Here is a 24,503-nt window from a genome sequence, read left to right on the forward strand (position 1 = left end):
AGGAGTGAAACGACGACAGATTCACTGCATCACTTTCTTCCGAACGTAAGATTTACCGAGCTGCGAAGCAGAGAAGGAAAATCCACAGTGAGGAAGCAAGTAGGGCCACCGAAAAGTAATTAGATCTATGCGACACATGGGGCCCACACATCACCTTCGACGAAGCCCTAAAATGTATATTGTACAATAAACTGTTTTATTATATAACGCCATGGGCGAGTGTGATATGAAGCCGCGGCTAGTGGTAGGAGGTAAACTTAATCTACACGGTAACGCGGCACAACGTGCCAATGTTACCGAACCGTAAAGCAGTTGGGTAGCTTCAGGTACTTGTAATTAACCGATACCTCCGTGTATAGCACCATTGGTATCCGTACCACCAAGTAGTTGAGTAAGTTCATAGTCTAGTAAATATAATTACTATAGACCGCTATATTTTAGTTGTGTAACTATAGATCAATGTAAATTGGATTTATCTATAAGATCATAAATTTACCCTCTGTTACATATTTGTGGGATCGAGTATTGTTCTTGTATTAAGGCGTAGTAGAAGAAATCTTGCCTGTTGCACAAATTAGTGAAGCAAAAAGTGAATATGCACAAAAGTTATTGCATTCTATTTTAGATATTAAACATGATTAAGTGTTAACTTTAATAGGATTAATCGGCCCATAAATTTACAAATCCCTCATAAGATATTTCATAGACTTCTATGATAATCTTGTGAGGGATTTTGTTGATAATACTGATATATTTGTGGTATTCTCATTATGTATAAAAGTAGATTGGAGTGATTAGTTTATATGTATAAATATGGCAAGAGCTGTATTAAAAAAATATTATGTTTTCTCGCAATATGTATTGCAATTTTAGCTATCTCTTTTGGCGTTATGTGGGGGCTGTCTACTGATTATAAGATTTATGGTGTCCCTGTACTAAACTATCACCAAGTGAATGATGAAAAGCACTCTGCTTTGACGCTTCATGTCGATCAGTTTAGAGAACAGATGGAATATCTACATAATCAGGGATATAACACGATTACGTTGGCTCAATTATATGATTATTTAGAAAATGGTACTGAATTACCTAATAAGCCAATTGTTATCACCTTTGATGATGGCTATGTAGATAATTATAAAAATGTATTGCCTATTTTAAAGGAATACAACATGAAGGCTACCTTGTTTATGATTAGTGATGCAGCTAATACGCCTGGTTTTGTTTCTACAGAACAAATGCACCAAATGGAAGCGGGTGGATTTGATATTCAAGGCCATACAAATCATCATAAAATCTTAACAAAAATTGATCCTACCGAATTACCGGATGCTCTTCTTGGTGGGAAGACTTCTTTAGAGGGGATTTTGGGTGAGCCTATTGAGTATCTAGCATATCCTGGTGGGTTTAATGATATGCTCGTTCAATATGTAAGTAAACAATCTGGTTATAAAATGGCTTTCACAGTACAACCAGGTACAGTACAGCCAGGCGATAATTTATATGCCTTAAATCGATTGGCTATATTCCAAGGTGACACACCGTACTTATCGTTCTGGTTACGCCTACATTGTGCACCATTCATTCACTATACATGGTCATTACGTGATTTTTTACGCGATAATGGATGGCCTACATTAGCATCTATTATACCGTTATTCTAGGAGGAATTATGTCTTACGAAGTATTAGCAAGACCTTTGCGTGTTGCTATTTTAACAGTTTCTGATACACGTACCTTTGAAACTGATAAGGGCGGTAATAAAGTACAAGAATTTTTAGAACAAGCAGATCATATTGTGGCAGATCGTAAAATTGTCATTGATGATTACAATGAAATCAGAAATGCAATGATTCCATGGTGTAATGATGAATCTATTGATGTTATCATCTCTACAGGTGGTACGGGAATTGCTAAGCGCGATGTAACAATTGAAGCGGCAAATAGTCTCTATGAGAAACATATCCCTGGTTTTGGGGAAATCTTTAGATATTTGTCCTATACAGAAGATATTGGGACTAAGGCGATGGCTTCTCGTGCAGAAGCAGGGGTGAACAATAATACGTTAATGTTCTCTGTTCCTGGCTCTGTAGGTGCTGTTACTTTGGCGATGAGTAAACTCATCATTCCTGAAATGGCACATCTTGTTCGTGAAATTACAAAATAATAAATTAAGACTGCTCATACGTGGGCAGTCTTTTTTGATAATATAAATCAAAAAGTGATTTTATGGATATAAAAATATTCAGGTATAACCTAATTTATAGGCTTAAAATCTATATATGCTAATTCTCAATATTTAAAACAATACCATTGCAGTATTGTTTTATTTCGATTATACTAGATTTAGTAATACGTTTGTCCGAGTGCACGAGAAAGGAGACCTTATGAAGTTAAATCAGGCCACGGATTATGCATTTCGCATGGTCTTACATATGGCGCTCTTACCTTCGGGAACGAAGCTAACGGGTTCTGTATTGGCTGAGCAAGAATTGATTCCAGAACGATTTTTGCTCAAGATTATGCGTAGTCTCATTGCAGCTGGGATTATGAAATCCTTTCGCGGTGTAGATGGTGGGTTTGCCCTCAATCGAGAACCGCAAGAGATTTCATTGCTCGATGTAATTAGAGCGGTAGAAGGGGATGCGTATTTACAACGGTGTTTATATGATGTAGGTTCTTGCTCTAAATCTTGTATGGGGCATTGTGCTATCAATGAAGCTATGGGGAAGGTTCAGGACCAATTGATCAATCAGTTGGAGAAGGTTAACTTTAAAACTCTTGCTCAACGTGAACAGTTGATTGAGTCTGAATCCTTACCATATTTACAAGCTTAATGATACAAGATTTTGGTAAAAGCTCATCAAGTGATGTAGGTATTTTATTCTAAGGAGGAAAACACATGTTTGAAGCTGTAGATTTAGCTCGAATACAATTTGCGCTAACATCTATCTATCACTGGTTGTTTGTGCCGTTCACACTAGGCATGACAGTGACTGTAGCTATCTTGGAGTGGACATATGTGTCTACTGGTAAAGAAGTATACAAAAAAATGGCAAAATTCTGGGGCAAATTGTTCCTAATTAACTTTGCTATGGGTGTGGTAACTGGTATTGTTCAGGAATTCCATTTCGGTATGAACTGGGCAGAATATTCTCGTTTTATGGGTGACATTTTCGGCGCTCCATTGGCCCTTGAAGCATTAATGGCATTTTTCTTGGAATCTACATTCATGGGTGTATGGATCTTCGGTTGGGACCGTTTGAATAAAACTGTTCACGCTCTTGTAGCTACGTTGGTAGCATTAGGTACTAACCTATCCGCATTCTGGATTCTCGTAGCAAACTCCTTCATGCAACATCCTGTAGGTTATGTAATCCGTAATGGCCGTGCAGAAATGGATAATTTTTTAACAATTGTTCAAAACGGCTATGTACCAGGTCAATTCTTCCATATTGTGTTGAATGGTCTATTAACAGCAGGCGTAATTATCATGGCCATCAGTGCTTGGCACTTATTGCGCAACAATGCGACAGACTTCTACCGTCGTTCTGCTAAATGGGGTATGGTTATTGCTCTTGTATTCGGTACTTTAGGCGCTTTGGCAGGCCATCATCAAGGTCAATACATTACAAAAGTACAACCTATGAAAATGGCTGCTATGGAAGCGTTGTGGGAAACACAAGATCCAGCTCCATTCTCTTTAGTAGCTAATATTGATACTAAAGCACAAAAGAATACTGGTGCTCTTGAAATCCCTGGTGGTTTATCCTTCTTGACTCAAAACTCCTTTACATCTGGTAAAGTAGAAGGCATCAAAGATCTTCAAGCTAAATCTGAGGCTCAATATGGTCCTGGTAACTATATTCCAGATGTTCCAGCAATCTTCTGGACATTCCGTATCATGGTTGCCGCTGGTTCCATTATGTTACTTGTTGCATTCGTAGGTCTCATCCTTAATGCAAAAGACAAATTAGTTGGAAATCGCACATTCTTGAAAATTATGTTCTGGACATTGCCATTGCCATTCATTGCTCATTCTACAGGTTGGTTTGTAGCAGAAGCAGGTCGTCAACCATGGCTTGTAAATGGTTTACAATTGACTGCAGACGGTGCTTCTAAAGCCGTTACAGCTCCAGAAATTATGACTACTATCATCGGCTTCACAGTTGTGTATATCATAGCAGCTATTGCGGCTATCTACCTTGCTGTAGAACACATCAAAAAAGGTCCAGATGGCAATCCATCTCACGATGTAGTTGAAAAAGAGGAGGCGAGATTATGGAATTAATTTTTAATAACCTTGAAGTGGTATGGTTTATTTTAATTACTGTACTATTCGCTGGCTTCTTCTTATTAGAAGGTTTTGACTATGGTACTGGTATTTTATTACCATTCATCGGTAAAACTGATGTTGAACGTCGTCAAATGATCAATGCCTTGGGTCCTGTTTGGGACGGTAACGAGGTATGGATGATTACTGCTGGTGGTGCATTATTTGCATCCTTCCCTCATGTATATGCTACATTGTTTAGTGGTTTCTATTTAGCGTTATTCTTGATGCTTGCGGCGCTTATTATCCGTGGCGTATCTTTTGAATTCCGCTCCAAGAGCCCTAACTTGTTATGGCGTAAAACTTTCGACTACTGCATCTTCTTTGGTTCCTTGATTCCTGCATTGTTGTGGGGCGTTACAGTTGGTAACTTGATTCAAGGTACTCCAATTGATGCAAGCATGACCTATGTAGGCACATTCTTTGATTTGTTAAGCCCATACACAGTACTTTGCGGTATTGCGTTTATCTTGGTATTCACATACCATGGTGGTTTGTTCACTTCTATCAAAACAGCTGGTGCTGTTTCCGAACGCGCTCGTGCAGCTTCTTTGGTAGTTGGTGTTCCTACAGCTATCGGTGCATTAGCATTGGTAGGTGCAACTTATGTATTTACAGATTTGTTCAACTCTGTATTAGCAATCGTTTGCTTTGCGTTGGCAATCGTGTTCTTCCTCATTTCTTGGGGCGCAGCACGTACTCGTAATACTAAATTGGGCTTCTTATTTAGCTCCTTATCCGTTATCTCTGTAACGGCTGCTTACTTTGCTGGTTTGTTCCCTCGCATCATGGTTTCTTCTTTGAATCCTGAGTGGAGCTTAACTATTGCAAATGCAAGTAACTCTACTTACACATTGACATTGATGACTTGTGTAGCCTTTGTATTTGTGCCAATTATCTTGGCTTACCAAATCTGGGTATACTGGACATTCCGTCATCGTGTATCTGAAAAAGACTTACACTATTAATAGAATAGAATTATAATTCTAGTGAATTGTAAAATTTAGGTCTCAATGTGAGGCGTGTCGTAGCGGCACGCCTCTTTTTTGTGGTAAGATGGATATAATATTGATAAATTTAGATTCACTTGGACTAACTTAGATTATATTTTAACAGAATTTAACTGAGACTTAGTTAGGGCAGTCTAATCGATTTGATTTTATATTTTTAATAGTTTTACCGTAGAGGATACTATGATACAGCGTACTGCTTTTAAAGCGCTGCTAGAACATAAAGGTCAGCTATTACTACTAGGATTAACCTGTTTAGTAGAGAGTTTGGCTATTGTTGGGCAAGCTTGGTTCTTTGGAACCTTAATTAATAATTTTATATTTTCAGAGAATACCTTACATGATGAAAGGTATTCTATTATCTATTTAGGAATTGCTATTATTGTAAGGTTGCTTGCACATTATATACAAGAATCCGTAGCAAATCGATTAGGTACTGCGGTAAAAGCAACCTTTAGAGAACGGGCCTTAGAGCATATGTTTAAACTTGGTGTGCAACATAAGGAACGCCATGGCGATGTAATACATATGCTTACTGATGGATTGGAGCAAGTAGATGCTTATGTGGCTCGTTATATTCCTCAAATCCTATATGCTATTATGATTCCTCTTATTATGGGCATTGCTATTGTAGATACATTACCTATTATTGGTATCATTTTGATTATTACAGTGCCATTGATTCCGTTCTTTATGATCTTAATTGGTAAGCAAGCGGATCGTCTAAATAAAGAACAGTGGGAGCGGATGAGCTTCTTATCTGGTCATTTTCTTGATGTATTGCAAGGGATTACAACATTAAAGCTCTTTGGCCGTGCCAAGGATCAAATTCAAGTTATTGGTCGTTTATCTGAGGAGTTTAAAGATTCTACATTACGAGTATTGCGTGTGGCGTTTTTATCTGCTCTAGTTCTTGAGCTCGTAAGTACTATTAGTACGGCATTGATTGCGGTATACCTGGGCTTAACATTATTGGATGGTGAAATCCCATTCTTTTCAGCTTTCTTTATTTTGCTATTAGCGCCAGAGTTCTATACGCCATTTAGACAATTGGGGGCTGCCTTCCATACGGGTATAGCAGGTAAGACCTCGATTTTAAAATACGAAGAGTTTATGAATCGCCAGCCATCGCTGCCTATAGGCGGACAATCTCAACTTAAAGGTAAGGTACAAGCAATTGAAATTAAGGATTTAACGTTTACCTATGAAGATAGTGAAAATGGTGTACAACATATTTCATTAGAGGCTAAACGTAATTCTCCGATCATGCTTGTTGGTGAAAGTGGGGCAGGGAAATCTACACTTGCCCATATTATTGGGGGATTTTTAACTGCTCCTAAAGGCAGTGTTACTATAGATGGTCTTGATCTATGTGACATCGATATTGAGTGGTGGCGCCAACAAATTACCTATGTATCTCAACATCCACATATTATGAAAGGAACTTTGCGTGACGTATTATCCTTTGGGATGAATGTAAGTGATGAAGAGATTATAGAAGCTTGTAAAGAGGTACAGCTACTAGATGTGATCAATAGACAACAAGATGGACTAGATACTGTTATTAGTGAAGGTGGCTTGGGTCTGAGTGGTGGCGAACGTCAACGGGTTGCCTTAGTACGTGCATTTTTGCGAAAGGGTCAAGTGTTAATTCTCGATGAGGTGACGGCACATCTTGATGTAAAAACAGAAGCTATTATAAGCAGTGCTATCAAACGTTTGATGGATAATAAAATCGTCATTATCATTGGTCATCGTCTACAAACGATGCATTGGGCATCCACACTATACGTTTTGAAACATGGACGTATTATTCAACAAGGTTCTTATGCGAAGCTTCTTGCAGTAGATGGTTATTTTAAGGACCTTATTACCTCTGGTTTAGGTGAATTTTCTTCAACTATTGAAGAACAATTAAAAACAGAAAAGTCATTTACCTTAGAACATAGAGCAGAGATAGATTATTCAATTCGGGTAGATCATCAAGATGCTTACGTATTGGGACAAGATACAATGCAGACTCCTGAGGTTTCAACTTCTAAGATGGGCGTACAAGGATGGAAATTATTATTTACTGTGCTGAGCCCCGCAAAGTGGTCGTTAGTATTAGCTTTGATTTTTACATTCTTAACGGTATTTATGAATGTGGGCTTATTAACTGTATCTGCATGGTTATTGGCATCAGCAGCATTGCAACCGGGACTTACTTATTTGAGCCTTGCTATTGTAGGCGTCCGCTTCTTTGGTGTTAGTCGTGCTGTATGTCGTTATTTTGAACGGTATACATCTCATCGTATGGCGTTCCAAGGTCTATATGGTTTGCGTGTATGGTTTTATGCTCATTTAGAACCATTGGCGCCGGCTATTCTTAAACGTTTTGGTGCAGGGGATATGCTAGGCCGCATTATGGGGGATATAGAGGTACTACAATTTTTCTACTTGCGTACGTTGATTCCTCCTGCAGCAGCCATTGCTTTAACTATTTTAGTTGCCTATGGTGTATCTACGATTGATAATAGTTTGGTTGCGCCTATAGTTTTAGCAGCCTTTATATTAGGTCTAGTTTTGCCTTTAGGTATATATGCTCATAACAAACAATCGTTGACGGCGATTGGACCTCAACAAGGGGAATATAAATCCCTATTAAGTGATACCATGGATAGCTTGGAGGATGTTATTAGTTACGGTAATGAACAGTTAGTATACGATCGTATTCAACATATGATGAGTAGTGTAGATGCTAATAAAGGTGTTATCGAGCGAGGCATGAACTTAGGCAATACGCTGTTCCTAGGTGGAGTCCAAATTACCGTTGTCATTGTAGCCATATTAGCAGCCAATGCGTTGACCGGAGCTTGGGCCAGTGTTATGGTAGCAGTTGCTGCTATTGGTACACAAGCTTGGTTTGAGGCCTTACAACCTATGATCGCTGCCGTTCATCATGGTGCTGAAAGTAAAGTGGCTACGAGTCGTCTCATAGCACTTGCAGATGAGCCAATTCCAGTAGTGGAACCAAAGGCACCAAAACCATTTAATGCTAATCGAGAGATTACATTTACCGATGTATCCTTTGGTTATGATGCGCATCGTCGTATTTATGAACATCTTAGATTGGACATTAAACAAGGTCAATCGATTGCTATTGTTGGTGCTAGTGGATCTGGTAAGACTACATTGTTTAATATGCTTGAGCGATTATATGATTACAGAGGCTCAATCCATGTTGGTGATGTAGAGTTAAAGGATATTTCTATCGATACATGGCGTAATGCTTTAGGCACGATAACGCAAGATACATATATTTTCCATGCGTCCTTTGAAGATAATATTCGACTAGCAAGACCGGATGCCTCAGAAGCTGATTTAGAGTATGCTATTGATCGTGCTTCGTTGCGCTCTGTAGTGGAACGCTTGCCAGATGGTATTCATACGATTGTTGGTAGTGGTGGTCATGGTCTAAGTGGTGGTGAACGACAACGGGTTGCTTTAGCTCGACTATTCTTGCGAAAACCTCAAGTTGTTTTGTTAGATGAACCATTAGAAGGTTTAGACCAAGTAACGAGGAAGGCTCTGCATCGTGATTTGATGGAATATGTACAGGATAAAACATGCTTATATATTACACATCAGTTAGAAGGATTAGAGCATATGGACCGTATCTTATTTATGGATAAAGGTCAAATTATAGAAGATGGAACTTACGAAGAATTAATTGCCCTTCGTGGTCATTTCTATGAATATTGTTATCTATCCATGGCAAGTATTCAATAAAAATAAATATCAGTTAAACTATCTATTATAAATATTAAACTATAATAGGTTGAATGTTAAACTGCAGTAATAAAGCCCCTTTTACTATGTAAAAGGGGCCTTATGTATACCTATATTTAATAGTATATGTATTAGTCTTTTATCGATAAATCATGCAATATATGGTATAATTTGTATATCAAAAGCTGTTTTTTACCCTTGGAGGGGTTATGACTAAGATCTTCACCAAATTACGAGCTTTGGTGGATGAAACATTATCTGATCATGATACAGTGGTGGATAAGATGCCTACCATGGAAAAGGCACCATTAGAACAAGACCTGTTCGACCACCGTTTATTATATATAGAAGAAGACACAGTTAATCGTATGTTGAGGGCTGCTCTTCGCAATCATTGGTTCTTCTACGCTGTAACGTTTGAATTTGAACCAAACAATCAAATATTCCTATCCATTATTACTAAATGGGGGAATGTGATCAATGTGGAATTCACCTTAGAGGATTTATGGTTTGATGATTACTCATCATCTTTTGCAATCCGTCTCGATACAAATAATATAGATACAGGTGGGTTTATTTTAAACTCTATCCTACACTTATTAGGTAACTGGTGCCTCAGTCTCTTTGGTATATTCTTTAATCCTATTGCATTAGGTGAGAAGGGATCTACTATGCGTTTCGAGAAAAAGGGGATTATCCAGTTCGATTTATTACCAAATACACAAGTAAAAAAATTTATACCTTTGCCTGAACGACATATCGGTAGTAATGGCCCTGTTCTATTGGGGAATCCTCGTACTAGCCAATCTGTTTTACAGTTAGATTACTATGCGTTCCACGATCCAGTAGATACATTCACTGTACCAGATGTACCAACCCGTACTAGCTGGCTTCGTTCTATCGACATTGCGGCCGTTCTCTTGTTACCAATCGGCGTGTGGATTACCTTTATTATCTTGCATCACTACTTGCCTACAGAAACTTTAGAATTCTCATTCTCTACATATTTCTTGATTTCTTTAGGGATTTTTATTATTTCCTTCTTGGTTATGAATATTCCAAGATATTTGTACATGTACTTTGATTCTCGTAAACAGTGGCAAAGTGCATTTGTGCATAACAATATCAAGATACAAATGCGTAAGTTACACCGTCGCATCTTCATGCAGCAGGCTACACTTACATCTGATTGTGATGAAGATACGGCTAATGAAAGCCAAGAGCGAATTAAACATTTATTATTACAAATTCGTGATAAGCGGTTCCTCGCAAATCGACTTAAAATTGCTGACGATGATAGAATGCGTAAGCAAAAGGTTAAGTTTATTATCGCCTATATCGGTTGTACACTGATTGAGTTAATGTTACTCATGAATTATTAGGCATTGATTATTAAATAGCTGAAATAACTGAATAGTTTATAGTAAAGAAAAAACGTATCTCTTTCTAGAGATACGTTTTTCTTTATGAAGTGGGACCTGTTATGAGTTAACGCTTTTTACGACGTTTGCGAACGGTTTTTCTAATTTCTCGTTCTGTTTCTGATTTAGGTTGTTGCATTGACTCATAAGTTGGTCGATTTACAGGCATAAATGGTGGGTTACCATATTGATTCGGTTCTGGCTGACCAGGCAATACCCAGAATAGGAAGCCTATGAGCCATACGAAAAGTTCAAGCAAGTAATTGAATGGCGATACAGCAGAATAGGTATTGATGAAAATGATGATTACCGACCATAGAATACCTGCCCACGCATTAAAGCCGATATCATGAATACGACGGCCAAATAAGATGCAGGATAATGGGAATAAGGATGCTAATAAAATCCATATAACAACCCTTGTAAACCAATAGGCTGGTAAAGAAACAACAAAGTCCAAGAATAGATCATCAATATAGTGAACGATGTGGAATAAAATCATTAAAGCAATGAAGCATATGATAAATTGTAGTCGATTTAACCGTCCCGCTAGATTAAAAATCGATAATCCCATACGTCGACCTTGGAATGCAATGAGCAAACCGACAGTACATATGAGTAGTGTTCGTAATACAACATAGAGTAAATCCATAAGTTCCCCTTTATTTATATCTTATAGTTGAGTTAATTCTGGCAAGACTAGCTCAAAGGCTACACCTTGCTTCATTGATTTTACAGTATCCACTGTGGCTTGAATCGCCTTGGTAGTAAAATTCATTGCTAACTCTGCCGCATCATAAGGTGAATATCCCCTCATTACTGCACCGGATAATACAGCAGTAAAGATATCCCCAGTTCCTGTAGCTTTCACAGGGATAAGAGGAATATCATAAGTTTTTAAATAATCAGTTGGCCCATCATAGACAGCGATAACCGCATGCGTTTCAGATGGTACGCTGGTCATGATAACCATGTCAGGCCCCATTTGGTGCAATCGCTTGCAACGATCGCGCAATTCATCATCGCTAATAGGATCTGTAGAAAATGGAATATCTAATAAGAAACAAGCCTCCGTGTAATTAGGCTTTACAATATGAGCCTTGGAAACAAGTTGGCGCATAGCTACTACCATATCAGGTGTATAAATAGAATAGAGGCGACCATCATCGGCCATAGCAGGATCGACGATAATCATTTGGCCTTTGTTACCGAAGCGATCGATGGCTTCTTCCACGAGATGAATTTGTTCTGGCGATGCTAAAAAACCACTTACAATAGCGTGAAAGTCGATTTCGTTTTTATCCCAGCAGTCCATAAAATCTCTCATATGTGCCGATAAATCTACAAACTCGTAGTGTGGATATTCTAAGTGATTACTCAATACAGCTGTTGCCAATGGAACCGCTTGGCAACGCATAGCGCTGATGATTGGAATCATAACGGTTAGGGCACAACGGCCGATGGAGCTCATGTCTTGAATTGTTAAGACTCTAGGTACTTCTGTCATAGACACCTCCAAAATATTATATATTTTATTGTACGTTATGTAGGGCTTTCTGTAAATGTAATGATGTAATTCATGAAATTAACTTCATAATGTAGTATAATAAAACAGATAGACTTTTTATGGAGGATAGTGACAATGACAAGGTATGTGTTTCGACGCCTAGGTGGCGCAATCATAATCTTATGGGTCATCATTACCGTAACATTTGCATTAATGCATGCAATTCCGGGGGGACCTTTTACAACTGAGAAGAAATTACCACCTCAGGTGAAAGCAAGTATTGAAGCAAAGTATCATCTTGATGATCCTGTGTGGAAACAGTATGGTGATTATTTAGGTGGTGTTATTACTGGTGATTTGGGACCATCATACAAGTATGAAGGCCGTAGTGTAAACGATATTATCAGCGATGCATTCCCAATTTCTGCACAGCTCGGCTTATTATCTTTAATGGTGGCTGTAGTAGGTGGCATTGCAGCAGGTGCTATTAGTGCTATGCGCCCTAATGGTATCGTTGATTATGCGGTAACCATATTATCTACAATTGGTATTTCTGTGCCTACCTTTATTATTGGTGCAGTTCTTGTATATGTGGTGGGCTTTGAACTAGGCTGGTTCCCAGTGGCCTTATGGCGTGGTCCATCTTATATGGTACTACCAGTATTAACGTTAGCTGCACAACCGATGGCATTCATTGCACGCTTAACACGTAGTGGTTTGCTTGATGTGTACCAACAAGAATATATCCGTACAGCTCGCGCCAAAGGCTTGGGTTCTTGGACTATTTTGACACGTCATGCGTTAGGAAATGCTATTTTGCCAGTTATTACTTATTTGGGTCCATTGGCTGCCAGCCTTTTGACTGGTAGCTTTATCGTAGAAACGATTTTTGCTATTCCAGGCCTTGGACAGTATTTCGTAACATCTATTTATAACCGTGATTATACTGTTATTTTGGGCATTACGATTTTCTATAGTACTCTTGTAGTATTTCTTAATATCTTGGTGGATATGATTTATCCGTTAATTGATCCACGTGTTACGACAGAGGAGGGGACAGATGAATAAGGAAGATTTTTTACCTATTGAGCGATCCCCTCAAGAAGAAATTACAAGCTTTATAAAACGTCCGAGTAAATGGGCGAGATTTAAGGTAAATCGCTTGGCCGTAGTAGGGGCAACCATCATTTTGGTGATGATTGTATTGGCTATTTTAGGCCCACTTATTTCGCCGTATACCTATGCAGACCAATCTTTGATTGATGCGAACCAAAGCCCAAGCTTTAGTCATTGGTTTGGTACCGATACATTAGGTCGCGATATTTACACTCGCGTTATGTACGGGGCTCGTATTTCCTTAACCATCGGTTTTGTAGCGGCATTTATTAATCTTGTTATCGGCGTTACCTATGGCGGTATTGCAGGTTACCTTGGTGGAAAGGTTGACCGCATCATGATGGGGCTGGTAGATGTATTGTACGGTATTCCACTTTTACTGTATGTAATTTTGTTGATGGTTGTACTTGGTCCTGGCTTAACATCTATTTTCGTAGCATTGGGCATTGCGTACTGGCTGAATATGGCCCGTATCGTACGTAGTCAAATTTTGAAAGTTAAAAACGAAGAATACATCATTGCTGCTGAAGCGATGGGCATTCCAAAATATCGCATTTTATTGCGTCATATTTTGCCAAACTGTGTAGGTCCAATCATTATTACTTTGACATTGGCCATCCCAGAGGCTATTTTTACAGAAGCATTCCTTAGTTTTATCGGCTTAGGTGTAAATGCACCTATGGCGAGCTGGGGGGTACTCGCTTCTGAAGGGATTAGTAGCATGCGCTCTTATCCGTTCCAATTGATTTTTCCTGCTGTTGCCATTAGTGTTACCATGCTTGGTTTTGCATTCCTTGGCGATGGCTTACGTAATGTATTAGACCCTAAGGAAGGAGATAGATAATGAATAACGCAATTGTTGATGTGCGCAATGTGTCCATTACCATCGATACCTTCCAAGGCCCTTTACGGGTTATTCGCAATCAAGATATCTCCTTACAACCAGGTGAGATTTTAGGTATTGTTGGTGAATCCGGCTGTGGCAAATCGGTGCTAGTTAACTCCTTAATGGGATTACTACCATATGGTAAAACAAAAATCAAAGCCGATACATTTATGATTGATGGCAATGATTGCCTTGAATTCACTGAAGATGACTGGAATGAATTGCGCGGTACTACTGTTGCTATGGTATTCCAAGATCCTATGACATCTTTGAATCCAATCATGACGATTGGAGAGCAACTGTATGAGGTTATCCATCGTACCAATGCATATGGTGAGGATTATGACGAACGAGCTATCGCCATCGACTTGTTAAAGAAGATGGGCCTTTCTACACCGGAAAGACGATTGTCTCAATATCCTCATGAGTTAAGTGGTGGTATGCGTCAACGCGTTTGTATCGCCATGGCTGTGGCAGGTCGTCCAAAGATTTTAATTTGCGATGAACCTACAACGGCTCTTGATATTACAACAGAGGCTCAAATCTTACGCCTTATGCAAACATTAGCTGTAGAGGCTGGTATTGGGATTATATTTATTTCTCATAACTTACGTGTTATCGCTCAAATTTGCGACCGTGTTATGGTTATGTATGCTGGTAAATGTGTTGAATCTGCTACAGTGGAGGGCATCTTTAATGAACCGCGCCATCCGTACACATTAGGGTTATTGCTTGCTCTGCCACAAGGTAAATGGCATGGTGAGTTAAAAGCCGTTGAAGGTCAACCGCCAGATTTGTTTGATTTGCCGCGAGGTTGTGCATTTAATCCACGGTGCAAGTGGGCTATGCGTATCTGTGGTAATCGGATTCCTATGGTTACAAATGTTGGTGAAAATCATCAATTTACATGTTGGTTAGCTAAGTTGGAGGGACTTTAATGAGTTACGTATGGGAAACTGACAATCTCGTTAAAGAGTTCACTCTGTCAGGAGGCTTATTTAAGCCAAAACACACGGTACATGCTGTACAAGGCGTGAGCCTATATCAATCACCAGGGGAGACCCTTGGTATCGTAGGTGAGTCTGGATGTGGTAAATCCACATTTGGCTACACTTTGATGGGCTTACATCAAGCTACATCAGGTTCTATTTATATGAATGGTCGTCAGATTGATCCATATGTGGATCGAAAAGCTGTTCATCCGGTGATGCAAATGGTATTCCAAAACCCTTATGCATCTCTTAATCCACGTCTTACAGTTAATGCGATTCTAGAGGAACCGTTGGAGCTAGATCCAAAATATACACCTCGTGATCGTGTTATTCGTGTAAAAGAAGTGCTTGATCAAGTTGGTTTGAACATGACCTTTGGTGAGCGTTATGCTCATGAATTGTCAGGTGGTCAACGTCAACGTATCGGTATTGCACGGGCTCTTATTATGCAGCCACAGTGTATCATCTGTGATGAACCGATTTCAGCACTAGATGTATCCATTCAAGTACAAATTATGACCTTGCTTGAGAGATTACAAGAACAACATGGTATTTCGTACCTCTTTATTTCTCATGATTTAAATATGGTGCGCTACATCAGTCATCGCATGGTAGTTATGTATTTAGGGGCTGTTATGGAAGAAGGTCCAGCGTTGGATTTATATGAATTCCCACAACATCCGTATACTCGTGCTTTGACCGCCTTAAACGGTCCTGTTATACCGCATGCTCCAATTGGAGCACCGCTTAAAGGGGACCCACCAAATCCACTAAATCCACCAAAAGGTTGTTTGTTTAGTGGTCGATGCCCAGAGGCAGAAGGTCGTTGCTTTACTGAACGTCCGCCTCTTCGTGATTGGGCAGATCGCCGCATCGCATGCTGGCACATATAATGGGAGAATAGTATGGAAAAGTTACTTGTTGGCAAGTCCTTAGAACATCAACTCGATACAGTCATAAAAGAATTAGCACCAAAGGGGAATATATCCTATGTAGTACTTCAATTTGACGATGAAGAGGAGCCGACTATTATTGCTTCTAAAGGGGAAGATACGGTACACTCTAGTGCAAGTTTGATTAAGGTACTCATTATGGAGTATGTATTCCATTTAGCTCGTACAGAGCAATTGGATCTTAATGATACAGTTCCTCTATCTAGAACACCACGTGTTGAAGGCGGTGGTGCATTACAAGAACTGGTAGCAAAGCATAGCTTTACGTATCTTGAGTTATGTCGTCTTATGATGGTTCTTAGCGATAATATGGCGACAAATTTACTCATTACTGTTCTAGGCATGGAGAATATCAATGCTCGTGCAGAACAGCTTGGTGTAGATGAAATAGAACTCAATCGTATGATGATGGACTTTGACGCTCTAGCAGAAGGACGTGATAACCATTTGACTGCATTGTCATTGGCTCGTCTGTATAAACACATTTTTGAATGTCGCGATAGAGATGCTTATGGCCGAGAAATGTGGAATATTTTAGGTCGCCAACAATTCCGTGATATCTTGCCGTTTTATTGGGGCGAGGATACACGCTTTCACCATAAAACAGGATCCCTTGACCGCGTAGAGCACGATGGGGGCGTATTAGAAACATTTAGAGGTCATTTCTGCTTTATCCTCTTGATGAGCGATATCGATAATGACCGAGGTAAAGAGTTAGGCGCTCGAGTAGGGCGTATCATGAAAGAATTTGTAGAGGAAGCATTGCCATGATGGATAAACGAAATTTGTTAAAACTCATGGTCCTTGCTCTTGGGGTGAGTGTGCTCTTATTTGTATTTGGTTATCCTCGCGGGGAACAACCAATTGATGAGCATACCATTCGATATGTTATTGAGCAGGAACCATCCACATTGGATCCAGCAAAGTCTACTACCTCTCCGGAGGCTACAGTTCAACTTCAATTATTTGACGGTTTAGTTCGTTTAAATGATGAAAGTGAACCAGAGGCAGCACTTGCTAAAAGCTGGGATATTTCTGATGATGGTCGCGAGTATACCTTCCATTTACGACCTGATTTGAAATGGTCTAATGGAGAGCCTTTGACGGCTCATGACTTTGAATACGCGTGGAAACGCGTATTAGACCCTGAAGTCCATGCGGACAATGCATATATGTTATATGTATTAAAAAATGGCGAAGCCTTTAATAATGGTGACGCTACAGCTGATGATGTTGGCGTTAAGGCCACTGATGATGATACATTAGTAGTTACCTTAGAGAATCCAACAGCGTATTTCTTAAAATTACTAGCTTCTCATAGCTATTATCCAGTGAGTCAAAAAGCTGTAGAGGCTCATGAAAACTGGGCTGCCAATGCAGATACATTTGTATCTAATGGTCCATACCGCTTACTATCCTGGAAGCATAATGGAGAAATGGATTTCATTAAGAATCCTAACTATTGGGATGCAGATTCTGTGAAAACAGAGAAAATGAATTGGCCTATTAGTGAATCCCAAAGTACACGCCTTACATTGGTTGAAGGTGGCGAAGCAGATATGACGGTTGAGCCTCCTGTAGCGGACCAAAAACGCTTAGAAGAGGCAGGTCTATTACATATTGGACCTATGCTTGGTAACTATTATTACGTATTCAATGTGAAAGCAGAACCTTTCACAGATCCTGAGGTGCGTAAAGCTTTCTCCATGGTTATCAACCGTGCTAACATCGTTAACAATATTGTTCGCGGTGGTAAAGAGGCGGCCTATGCCTTTGTTCCTTACGGCATGCTTGAAAGTAATGGTCGTGAAGACTTCCGTGAAGCGGGTAGCTATCTTGTTTATGAAGATGTAGAACAAGCTAAAGAAATCTTGAAAAAAGCTGGCTATGATAAAAATCATCCATTGCCTCCAATTACGATTTTGTATAATACAAGTGAATTACATAAAGCGATTGCCGAAGCTGTACAAGATGCTTGGGTCAATGCATTTGGTGCAGATGTGCGCTTACAAAATCAAGAGACAAAGGTATTCTTAGCCGACCGCGAAGCTGGTAAATATCAAGTTGCTCGTGCTTCTTGGGTTGCGGATTACAGTGATCCACAAAACTTCTTAGAAGTATTCTCTGCTGAAGACAATGATAGTCAGTACCATAATGATGATTATAACGAGTTAATCGCTCGTATTCGTACGACACCAAATGGGGCTGAACGGGATGCATTGATGCATAAAGCAGAACAGATGATTTTTGATGAATCTCTAGTAATGCCATTGTATTTCACAACACAACCATATGTAACAAATGGAAGTATTCAAAATTATTTCTGGACTACATTGGGCCTTGTTGACTTTAAAAAAGCATACAAATAAGATACACTTAAGACGTACACTATGTGTACGTCTTTTGTTGTATTTTATGAGGACATATGAACTGGATTGAACCAAAACGCTTAGCACCGGGCCTGACTATAGGAATCATGGCACCTGCCAGTGCAAGCGATGAAGATTTACATAGAATAGAAGAAATTTGTAACTTAAGGGGATATAATATTCTTTTTGGTGAAAGTGCACATCGTAAAGGACTTTATGGTGGTACACCAGAGGAGCAGGCCCAAGAGTTCCAATATATGATGACCACCGCACCTTGTGATGCGGTACTAGCCTTGCGCGGTGGTTACGGAACAATGCGTTATCTAGATTTATTAGATTATACAGCAATCCGTAATCATCGAAAGGCTTTTATTGGGTATAGTGATTGTACAGCACTTCACATGGCGATCAATCGATATAGCCGACTCATTACCTATCACGGGCCGATGGGCGTAGATTTTAAGCTTGAACGCAAAGCAGATATTGATGCCTTATTTAATACTTTAGAAGGTAAATTACAAGTCATAGAACCCTTACCTGAACCGCCTCGTGGTGCTATTGGTACTGAGCTAGGAGAAGGTATTTTACGGGGCGGAAATATGACGATGTTATCTATGTTGTCGGGAACACCGTATTTTTTAGAGGATGCATCTTGGGAGGATACATTACTATTCATTGAAGATGTAGGAGAGGCACCTTATAAGCTAGATCGTATGTTACAACAATTTCGTCTCTGTGGTTTATTGAGTCGCATTAAAGGTTTAGTGATTGGTACTTTTACAGATTGTGAAGGCGACGATGATGAGCGTGATTACGATTTAGGCTATGAAGCGTTACGCTACATGGAGGAAAATAGAGACCCTGAATTGTTGGAGCCTTTTGTTTGTTATGTCCCAACAGGTCATGGAACGCCGCATCAAACATTACCACTAGGAGCGATGATTAACTTTAGGTATATTTCCAATACCATAATTGTTCATCCCTATACGAAATAGACACATTCTTTTAGATAGAATAAATAATAAACAGTATAAATTAGAAAATAAAAAGGGAAGTTATGACATTACAAGAACGAGAGGATCGTGCCTGTGCCATCATAGATAGTATGGCTGAGGAATTGCGCGATATCTCCTTATATTTACACGATAACCCAGAATTGGGCTTAAACGAGCATAAAGCAGTTAAGATAATTTACCAATTCTTAGAAAATCATAATTTTACATCTCAAGTAGGATTAACAAATTATCCTGAGTTACAAACGGCACTACGTGGTGACCATAACCATGATGCGAGACATAAAATAGCATTCTTAGGAGAGTATGATGCCTTACCTGAACTCGGTCATGGTTGTGGCCATAATCTCATTGCTATGATGAGTTTAGGCGCTGCTGTTGCCTTCAGTCAAAGTGCACCAGAATCATGGGGGACGACCTTCTTTGGTTGTCCTGCGGAGGAAACTATTGGTGGTAAAGTATACATGGCAGAGGCTGGTTTATTTAAGGGCTATGATGCGGCGCTAATCATTCACCCAGGCGGTGAAAATGAGGTGGGTGGCACATCATTAGCGACGCATCCACTAGAGATCACCTTCCATGGACGGTCTTGTCATATAGCATCATTAACTGACTCTGGTATTAATGCTTTAGACTGTGCTGTAGATTTATATCAAAAAATAAAAGAGTTAAAGAAAACATTCCCTAAAGGGGCTATTGTAGGGTCCATTTTTACCGAAGCTGGTACAGCCCCAAATGTAGTAACTCCTAAGGCTACAATTCGCATGACTGTTCGCGGTAGTACGGTGGACGATTTAGAAGGTATTATTTTACCGGCTATCAAAGAGGCTGCTCAAGAGATCGGAGCATCTTATGGCGCCCGTGTTGAGATGCATCATTATGAGCCTCTCTTTAAGGATATGCGTCAAGATAAACAGCTATTAGATCTCTTTAACGATGTGATGACTGAATTTGGTGAAACGCCCCGTATATTGCCTGATGATGAGGCTGATGGTAGTACAGATGTAGGAAATGTATCTTATGAAGTACCAACAGCACAGCCTACTTTGCAGATTGGGTTAGGTTTAGAGGCTCATACACCAGAGTTCACTTGTGCAGCAGGTTCCGACTATGGATTGGAGCAAGCGATTAAGGGCGCTAAGATTATGGCTGTGGTAGCCTTGCGTTATGCAGTGGGTAAGTGATGTTCAATTTTTGACATATAGAGGTCAAAAAGGTACAATAGATATAATATTTAAGTAAGTATGAAACAAGCCGTCTTCAACAAGACGGCTTTTATTCCGGTGGAGATAGATATGAGTGTTTTAACCGTTTCAAATGTAACCCATGGTTTTGGAGCGCGACAAATTTTAGATGATGCATCATTCCGCTTGTTGAAAGGTGAACATGTAGGGTTAATTGGTGCTAATGGTGAAGGCAAGTCTACATTCCTAAATATCATTACAGGTAAAATACCTCCTGATGAAGGTAAAATTGAATGGTCCAACCAAGTAACTGTAGGTTATTTGGATCAACATGCGGTCCTCGAAAAGGGCATGACCATTCGCGATGTATTGCAACGAGCTTTTGATGATTTGTTTGTAATGGAGCAAAACATTAATGATGCGTACAATCGCATGGGTGATGTGTCTGAAGATGAAATGAATAAGCTTCTCGAGCAAGTAGGGGAGTGGCAAGAAATTCTAGAGCAGCGTGGCTTCTATGAAATTGATGCGGTTATTGAGCGTACAGCTGCAGGTTTGGGCCTTATGGATATTGGACTTGACCGAGATGTTACGGAGCTCAGCGGTGGCCAACGTACAAAGGTTTTACTTACAAAACTTTTACTAGAAAAACCAACGATTTTGCTCTTGGACGAACCGACAAATTATCTTGATGTAGAGCATATCCAATGGTTGCAAAACTATTTACAAAACTACGAAAATGCGTTCATCTTGATTTCTCATGATATGGAGTTTTTAAATTCCGTAGTCAATGTTATTTATCATATCGAGCAAGCAGTTTTAACGCGTTATACTGGCGACTATCATCAGTTCCAAGCGGCTTATGAAGTGAAAAAAGCGCAAGCGGCTAAGGCTTATGAGCGTCAACAACAAGAAATTGAGCGCATGGAAGATTTTATCCAACGCAATAAGGCCCGTGTAGCGACCCGTGGTATGGCAAATTCTCGAGCTAAACGGTTAGAGAAAATGGAAATTTTGGAAAAGCCAAAAGAGTACATTAAGCCAAGTTTTGGTTTTAAAGAAGGCCGTACGCCAAGTCGTTTTATTGTAGAAGCCTTTGGTTTGGAATTAGGCTATGATGAACCGTTGACTCGACCAGTAGATTTTCAAATTGAAAGAAATAAAAAAATCGCTATTCGTGGCGTCAATGGTCTAGGTAAAACAACATTGTTGAAAACAATTTTAGGTTTATTAAAGCCTGTAAGTGGTGAGTTGGTAAAAGGTGAATTCCTACAAATAGGCTATTTCGCTCAAGAGGATACACCATCCAATTCTGAAACTGCACTAGACTATATTTGGAACGAATATCCGGCAATGACTAATGCAGAGGTGCGTGCAGCGCTTGCTCGTTGTGGCCTTACTAACGAGCATATTACATCGCAAATGCGCGTGTTGTCTGGTGGTGAGAATGCAAAGGTTCGTTTATGCAAACTGATGCAAAATAAGTACAATGTACTCGTATTAGACGAACCAACGAATCACTTGGACATTTATGCAAAAGAAGAATTGAGTCGTGCTTTGCGTGAGTTCAAAGGAACTATCGTTTTAGTAAGTCATGAACCTGAATTTTATAAAGATTGGGTTACGGATATTTGGAATATTGAGGATTGGACGACGAAAATCGTTTAGGAGGACCGATGAATCAACGTGCAAAGGATGGGATAAAGCAATTTTTAGCGGCTTTATCTGTTGATACAGAGGCGCCAGAGCTAGAGAAAACACCAAGTCGTGTAACAGAATTATATAGTGAATTATTCAGTGGCGTAGGATTAGATACAAAATCTGCATGGGGAGAAACCTTTAGCACAGACTATAAAGGTCTTGTGGCTGTGACAGGGATTCCGTTTTACTCCATGTGCGAGCATCATTTACTACCTTTCTTTGGTACTGTAGATATTGTGTACCAACCTAAGGATGGGTGTGTTGCAGGGCTTAGTAAGTTCCAAGATATTGTTAATATTCTTAGCCGTAGACCGCAATTACAAGAGCGGTTGGCGTCTGAACTCGCAGATGCTATTATGAATGATTTATCTGCTCATGGTGTATTCGTACGCATTACATCGACTCAGTTGTGTATGCTTATCAAAGGGACCATGCAGCAAGATTCAAAGGTTATTACATTAGAAAGCCGTGGTGTACTAGCCGAGACTGGTACATTACGAGACGAAGCGTTGGCAATGTTAGGTGGAGGACAGGCAAATGTTTAAACGTAGAAATTATACATGGAATGATGGCAAAAGTTTATCTTTGTGCGATCGTACCCTCATTATGGGCATACTCAATGGCACACCTGATTCCTTCTCTGATGGAGGGCTATTCAACACACCAGAGGCAGCAGCTGCTCATGTAAAGCAAATGATTGAAGACGGTGCTGATATTATCGATTTAGGCGTTGAATCTACACGCCCAGGCTGTACACCATTGACAGCAGATGAAGAAATTGAGCGTTTGTCTCTATTAATAGATCCTGTATTAAATGCATCTACAGTGCCTGTATCTATTGATACCTATCATGCTAAAACAGCTGAATATGCCTTCTCTAAAGGGGCGCATATTTTAAATGACATATGGGGACTACATTATGATCCTGATATGGCAGCGGTAGCAGCTAAATTTAAGGTTCCTGTTATTATCATGCATAATAGCAATGATAAAGATTACGGCGACATTATTGAAGATATGAAGGCTTTCTTCTTCTGCGCTATTGATAAAGCATTGAAAGAAGGTGTAACACCTCAACAAATCTGGTTAGATCCAGGTATTGGCTTTGGTAAAACAGAAGAACAAAATATTGAAGTTATGCAACGTTTAGGTGAGTTAACAGCTTATGAATATCCTATTTTACTAGCACCTAGCCGTAAGCGCTTTATTGGTTCTATGCTAGGTGGATTGCCACCAGAAGATCGCGATGAAGGTACTGTAGCCGCTTGTATTACCGGTGTATTCCAAGGCGTTGATATGGTGCGCGTTCACAACGTGAAAATGCATAAGCGCGCTTTAGCAGTCGCGGATGGCCTATTACGAGGTGAATAATGGATAAAATCGTTTTAAAAAACATGGCATTTTATGGATACCATGGCAATTTGACATCTGAACAAGAGCAAGGACAGCGCTTTTTTGTAGATGTTGAAATTACTACGGATCTTACAAAGGCCGGTCAAAGTGACCAGTTAGAAGATTCTATCAATTATGTAGAAGTATATGAGCTTGTAGAATCTGTTATGACTGGAGAAAAACATAATTTATTAGAGCGTTTAGGTGCACTTATTGCCGACTCTTTATACCAACATTATCAAGGTATCGTTGGCTTATCTGTAACGGTGCGCAAACCATCTGTACCTATTGCTGGTATCCTAGATTATGTTGAGGTTGTCACTACAAGAGGTCAAATTTGATGTATACCTATTACATCAGTGTAGGTTCAAATATAGGTGATAAAAGAGGCTATATTAATTCCGCTTTTCAGCTATTACAAGGGCATGAGACCGTTTCAGAGGTTATTAGTTCTTCTTTGATAGAAACGGAACCTTGGGGATATACAGATCAGGCGTCATTTATTAATGGCATGTGGTCTTGTAAAAGTACTTTGAATCCTCATGAAATGTTAAGTGTACTTCAGTCCTTAGAACAAGGGGCTGGTCGTGAACGACTCATTCACTGGGGACCACGTACATTAGATTTAGATATTATTTTGGCTTTTGATGAAGGCGGGACTATGATTTCCATTTGTGATGAAACTCTAACTATACCGCATCCTTATTTTTGGGATAGAACCTTTGTCTTAGAACCTTTACATGAGTTGTTACCAACTTTTACCTATAAGGGTATGTCAATTAGTGAGCGATTAGCTACATTAAGTTTGGCATAGAAATCCACAAAAATATTAAAAATAAAATTTACAGTTATACC

22 protein-coding genes are annotated in these 24,503 nt (G+C 39.5%); 20 read left to right on the plus strand and 2 right to left on the minus strand.

Annotated elements, in window-relative coordinates:
- Window positions 1-803: 803 nt before the first annotated feature.
- The 7 genes from ACWTVK_RS07635 (at window position 804) to ACWTVK_RS07665 (ending at window position 10,496) form a co-directional block, all read left to right on the plus strand.
- The gene (locus ACWTVK_RS07635) at window positions 804-1,664 is read left to right on the plus strand and encodes a polysaccharide deacetylase family protein (protein ID WP_303938588.1); all 861 of its coding nucleotides are present in this window, start codon (window positions 804-806) and stop codon (window positions 1,662-1,664) included.
- An 8-nt stretch (window positions 1,665-1,672) separates the two neighbouring features.
- A complete protein-coding gene (locus ACWTVK_RS07640) occupies window positions 1,673-2,167 on the plus strand; it encodes a MogA/MoaB family molybdenum cofactor biosynthesis protein (protein ID WP_156719682.1) in 495 nt (164 codons plus the stop codon).
- A gap of 220 nt (window positions 2,168-2,387) precedes the next feature.
- Window positions 2,388-2,837 carry an RrF2 family transcriptional regulator gene (locus tag ACWTVK_RS07645; RefSeq protein ID WP_456046466.1) on the plus strand — a complete coding sequence of 150 codons (450 nt, stop codon included), beginning with the start codon at window positions 2,388-2,390 and terminating at the stop codon, window positions 2,835-2,837.
- Between the two features lie 65 nt (window positions 2,838-2,902).
- Complete coding sequence (locus ACWTVK_RS07650) at window positions 2,903-4,291, plus strand: cytochrome ubiquinol oxidase subunit I (RefSeq protein ID WP_303938590.1); 1,389 nt, start codon at window positions 2,903-2,905, stop codon at window positions 4,289-4,291.
- Window positions 4,282-5,301 carry a cytochrome d ubiquinol oxidase subunit II gene (gene cydB / locus ACWTVK_RS07655; RefSeq protein ID WP_456046467.1) on the plus strand — a complete coding sequence of 340 codons (1,020 nt, stop codon included), beginning with the start codon at window positions 4,282-4,284 and terminating at the stop codon, window positions 5,299-5,301. The genes ACWTVK_RS07650 and cydB overlap by 10 nt, the downstream gene beginning before the upstream one ends.
- A gap of 225 nt (window positions 5,302-5,526) precedes the next feature.
- A complete protein-coding gene (cydD, locus tag ACWTVK_RS07660) occupies window positions 5,527-9,114 on the plus strand; it encodes a thiol reductant ABC exporter subunit CydD (RefSeq protein WP_456046468.1) in 3,588 nt (1,195 codons plus the stop codon).
- A gap of 209 nt (window positions 9,115-9,323) precedes the next feature.
- Window positions 9,324-10,496, plus strand: a complete 1,173-nt coding sequence (locus ACWTVK_RS07665) for a hypothetical protein (RefSeq protein ID WP_119207156.1) — start codon at window positions 9,324-9,326, stop codon at window positions 10,494-10,496.
- 106 nt (window positions 10,497-10,602) lie between these two features.
- On the opposite strand, the gene ACWTVK_RS07670 is transcribed toward ACWTVK_RS07665, so the two are convergent.
- Complete coding sequence (locus tag ACWTVK_RS07670) at window positions 10,603-11,187, minus strand: DUF805 domain-containing protein (RefSeq protein ID WP_303938595.1); 585 nt, start codon at window positions 11,185-11,187, stop codon at window positions 10,603-10,605.
- A gap of 21 nt (window positions 11,188-11,208) precedes the next feature.
- A complete protein-coding gene (locus ACWTVK_RS07675) occupies window positions 11,209-12,042 on the minus strand; it encodes a pyridoxamine kinase (RefSeq protein WP_156719810.1) in 834 nt (277 codons plus the stop codon).
- A gap of 135 nt (window positions 12,043-12,177) precedes the next feature.
- On the opposite strand from ACWTVK_RS07675, the gene ACWTVK_RS07680 reads away from it, so the two are divergent.
- The 13 genes from ACWTVK_RS07680 (at window position 12,178) to folK (ending at window position 24,462) form a co-directional block, all read left to right on the plus strand.
- On the plus strand, window positions 12,178-13,110 hold the full coding sequence (locus tag ACWTVK_RS07680; RefSeq protein ID WP_303938597.1) for an ABC transporter permease: 933 nt from the start codon (window positions 12,178-12,180) through the stop codon (window positions 13,108-13,110).
- Entirely contained in the window at window positions 13,103-14,002 is a 900-nt protein-coding gene (locus ACWTVK_RS07685; RefSeq protein WP_308522978.1) for an ABC transporter permease, read from the plus strand. The genes ACWTVK_RS07680 and ACWTVK_RS07685 overlap by 8 nt, the downstream gene beginning before the upstream one ends.
- A complete protein-coding gene (locus ACWTVK_RS07690; RefSeq protein ID WP_101928991.1) occupies window positions 14,002-14,982 on the plus strand; it encodes an ABC transporter ATP-binding protein in 981 nt (326 codons plus the stop codon). The genes ACWTVK_RS07685 and ACWTVK_RS07690 overlap by 1 nt, the downstream gene beginning before the upstream one ends.
- Window positions 14,982-15,929, plus strand: a complete 948-nt coding sequence (locus ACWTVK_RS07695; RefSeq protein ID WP_119206323.1) for an ABC transporter ATP-binding protein — start codon at window positions 14,982-14,984, stop codon at window positions 15,927-15,929. The genes ACWTVK_RS07690 and ACWTVK_RS07695 overlap by 1 nt, the downstream gene beginning before the upstream one ends.
- 12 nt (window positions 15,930-15,941) lie before the next feature.
- Window positions 15,942-16,760, plus strand: coding sequence for a serine hydrolase (locus ACWTVK_RS07700; protein ID WP_119206322.1), 819 nt, complete (start codon window positions 15,942-15,944; stop codon window positions 16,758-16,760).
- Window positions 16,757-18,358 carry a peptide ABC transporter substrate-binding protein gene (locus tag ACWTVK_RS07705; protein ID WP_456046469.1) on the plus strand — a complete coding sequence of 534 codons (1,602 nt, stop codon included), beginning with the start codon at window positions 16,757-16,759 and terminating at the stop codon, window positions 18,356-18,358. The genes ACWTVK_RS07700 and ACWTVK_RS07705 overlap by 4 nt, the downstream gene beginning before the upstream one ends.
- Before the next feature lie 56 nt (window positions 18,359-18,414).
- Entirely contained in the window at window positions 18,415-19,353 is a 939-nt protein-coding gene (locus ACWTVK_RS07710) for a S66 peptidase family protein (RefSeq protein ID WP_456046470.1), read from the plus strand.
- Between the two features lie 62 nt (window positions 19,354-19,415).
- Window positions 19,416-20,555, plus strand: a complete 1,140-nt coding sequence (locus tag ACWTVK_RS07715; protein ID WP_456046471.1) for an amidohydrolase — start codon at window positions 19,416-19,418, stop codon at window positions 20,553-20,555.
- Between the two features lie 111 nt (window positions 20,556-20,666).
- Window positions 20,667-22,223, plus strand: a complete 1,557-nt coding sequence (locus ACWTVK_RS07720) for an ABC-F family ATP-binding cassette domain-containing protein (RefSeq protein WP_119206318.1) — start codon at window positions 20,667-20,669, stop codon at window positions 22,221-22,223.
- Between the two features lie 8 nt (window positions 22,224-22,231).
- Window positions 22,232-22,801 carry a GTP cyclohydrolase I gene (gene folE / locus ACWTVK_RS07725; protein WP_005387220.1) on the plus strand — a complete coding sequence of 190 codons (570 nt, stop codon included), beginning with the start codon at window positions 22,232-22,234 and terminating at the stop codon, window positions 22,799-22,801.
- Window positions 22,794-23,627, plus strand: coding sequence for a dihydropteroate synthase (folP, locus tag ACWTVK_RS07730; RefSeq protein WP_456046472.1), 834 nt, complete (start codon window positions 22,794-22,796; stop codon window positions 23,625-23,627). The genes folE and folP overlap by 8 nt, the downstream gene beginning before the upstream one ends.
- Entirely contained in the window at window positions 23,627-23,989 is a 363-nt protein-coding gene (gene folB / locus ACWTVK_RS07735) for a dihydroneopterin aldolase (RefSeq protein WP_005387223.1), read from the plus strand. The genes folP and folB overlap by 1 nt, the downstream gene beginning before the upstream one ends.
- A complete protein-coding gene (gene folK / locus ACWTVK_RS07740; protein WP_456046473.1) occupies window positions 23,989-24,462 on the plus strand; it encodes a 2-amino-4-hydroxy-6-hydroxymethyldihydropteridine diphosphokinase in 474 nt (157 codons plus the stop codon). Before folB ends, folK begins: the two co-directional genes overlap by 1 nt.
- Window positions 24,463-24,503 lie beyond the last annotated feature (41 nt).

Source organism: Veillonella sp. Ser01, from assembly GCF_053850375.1.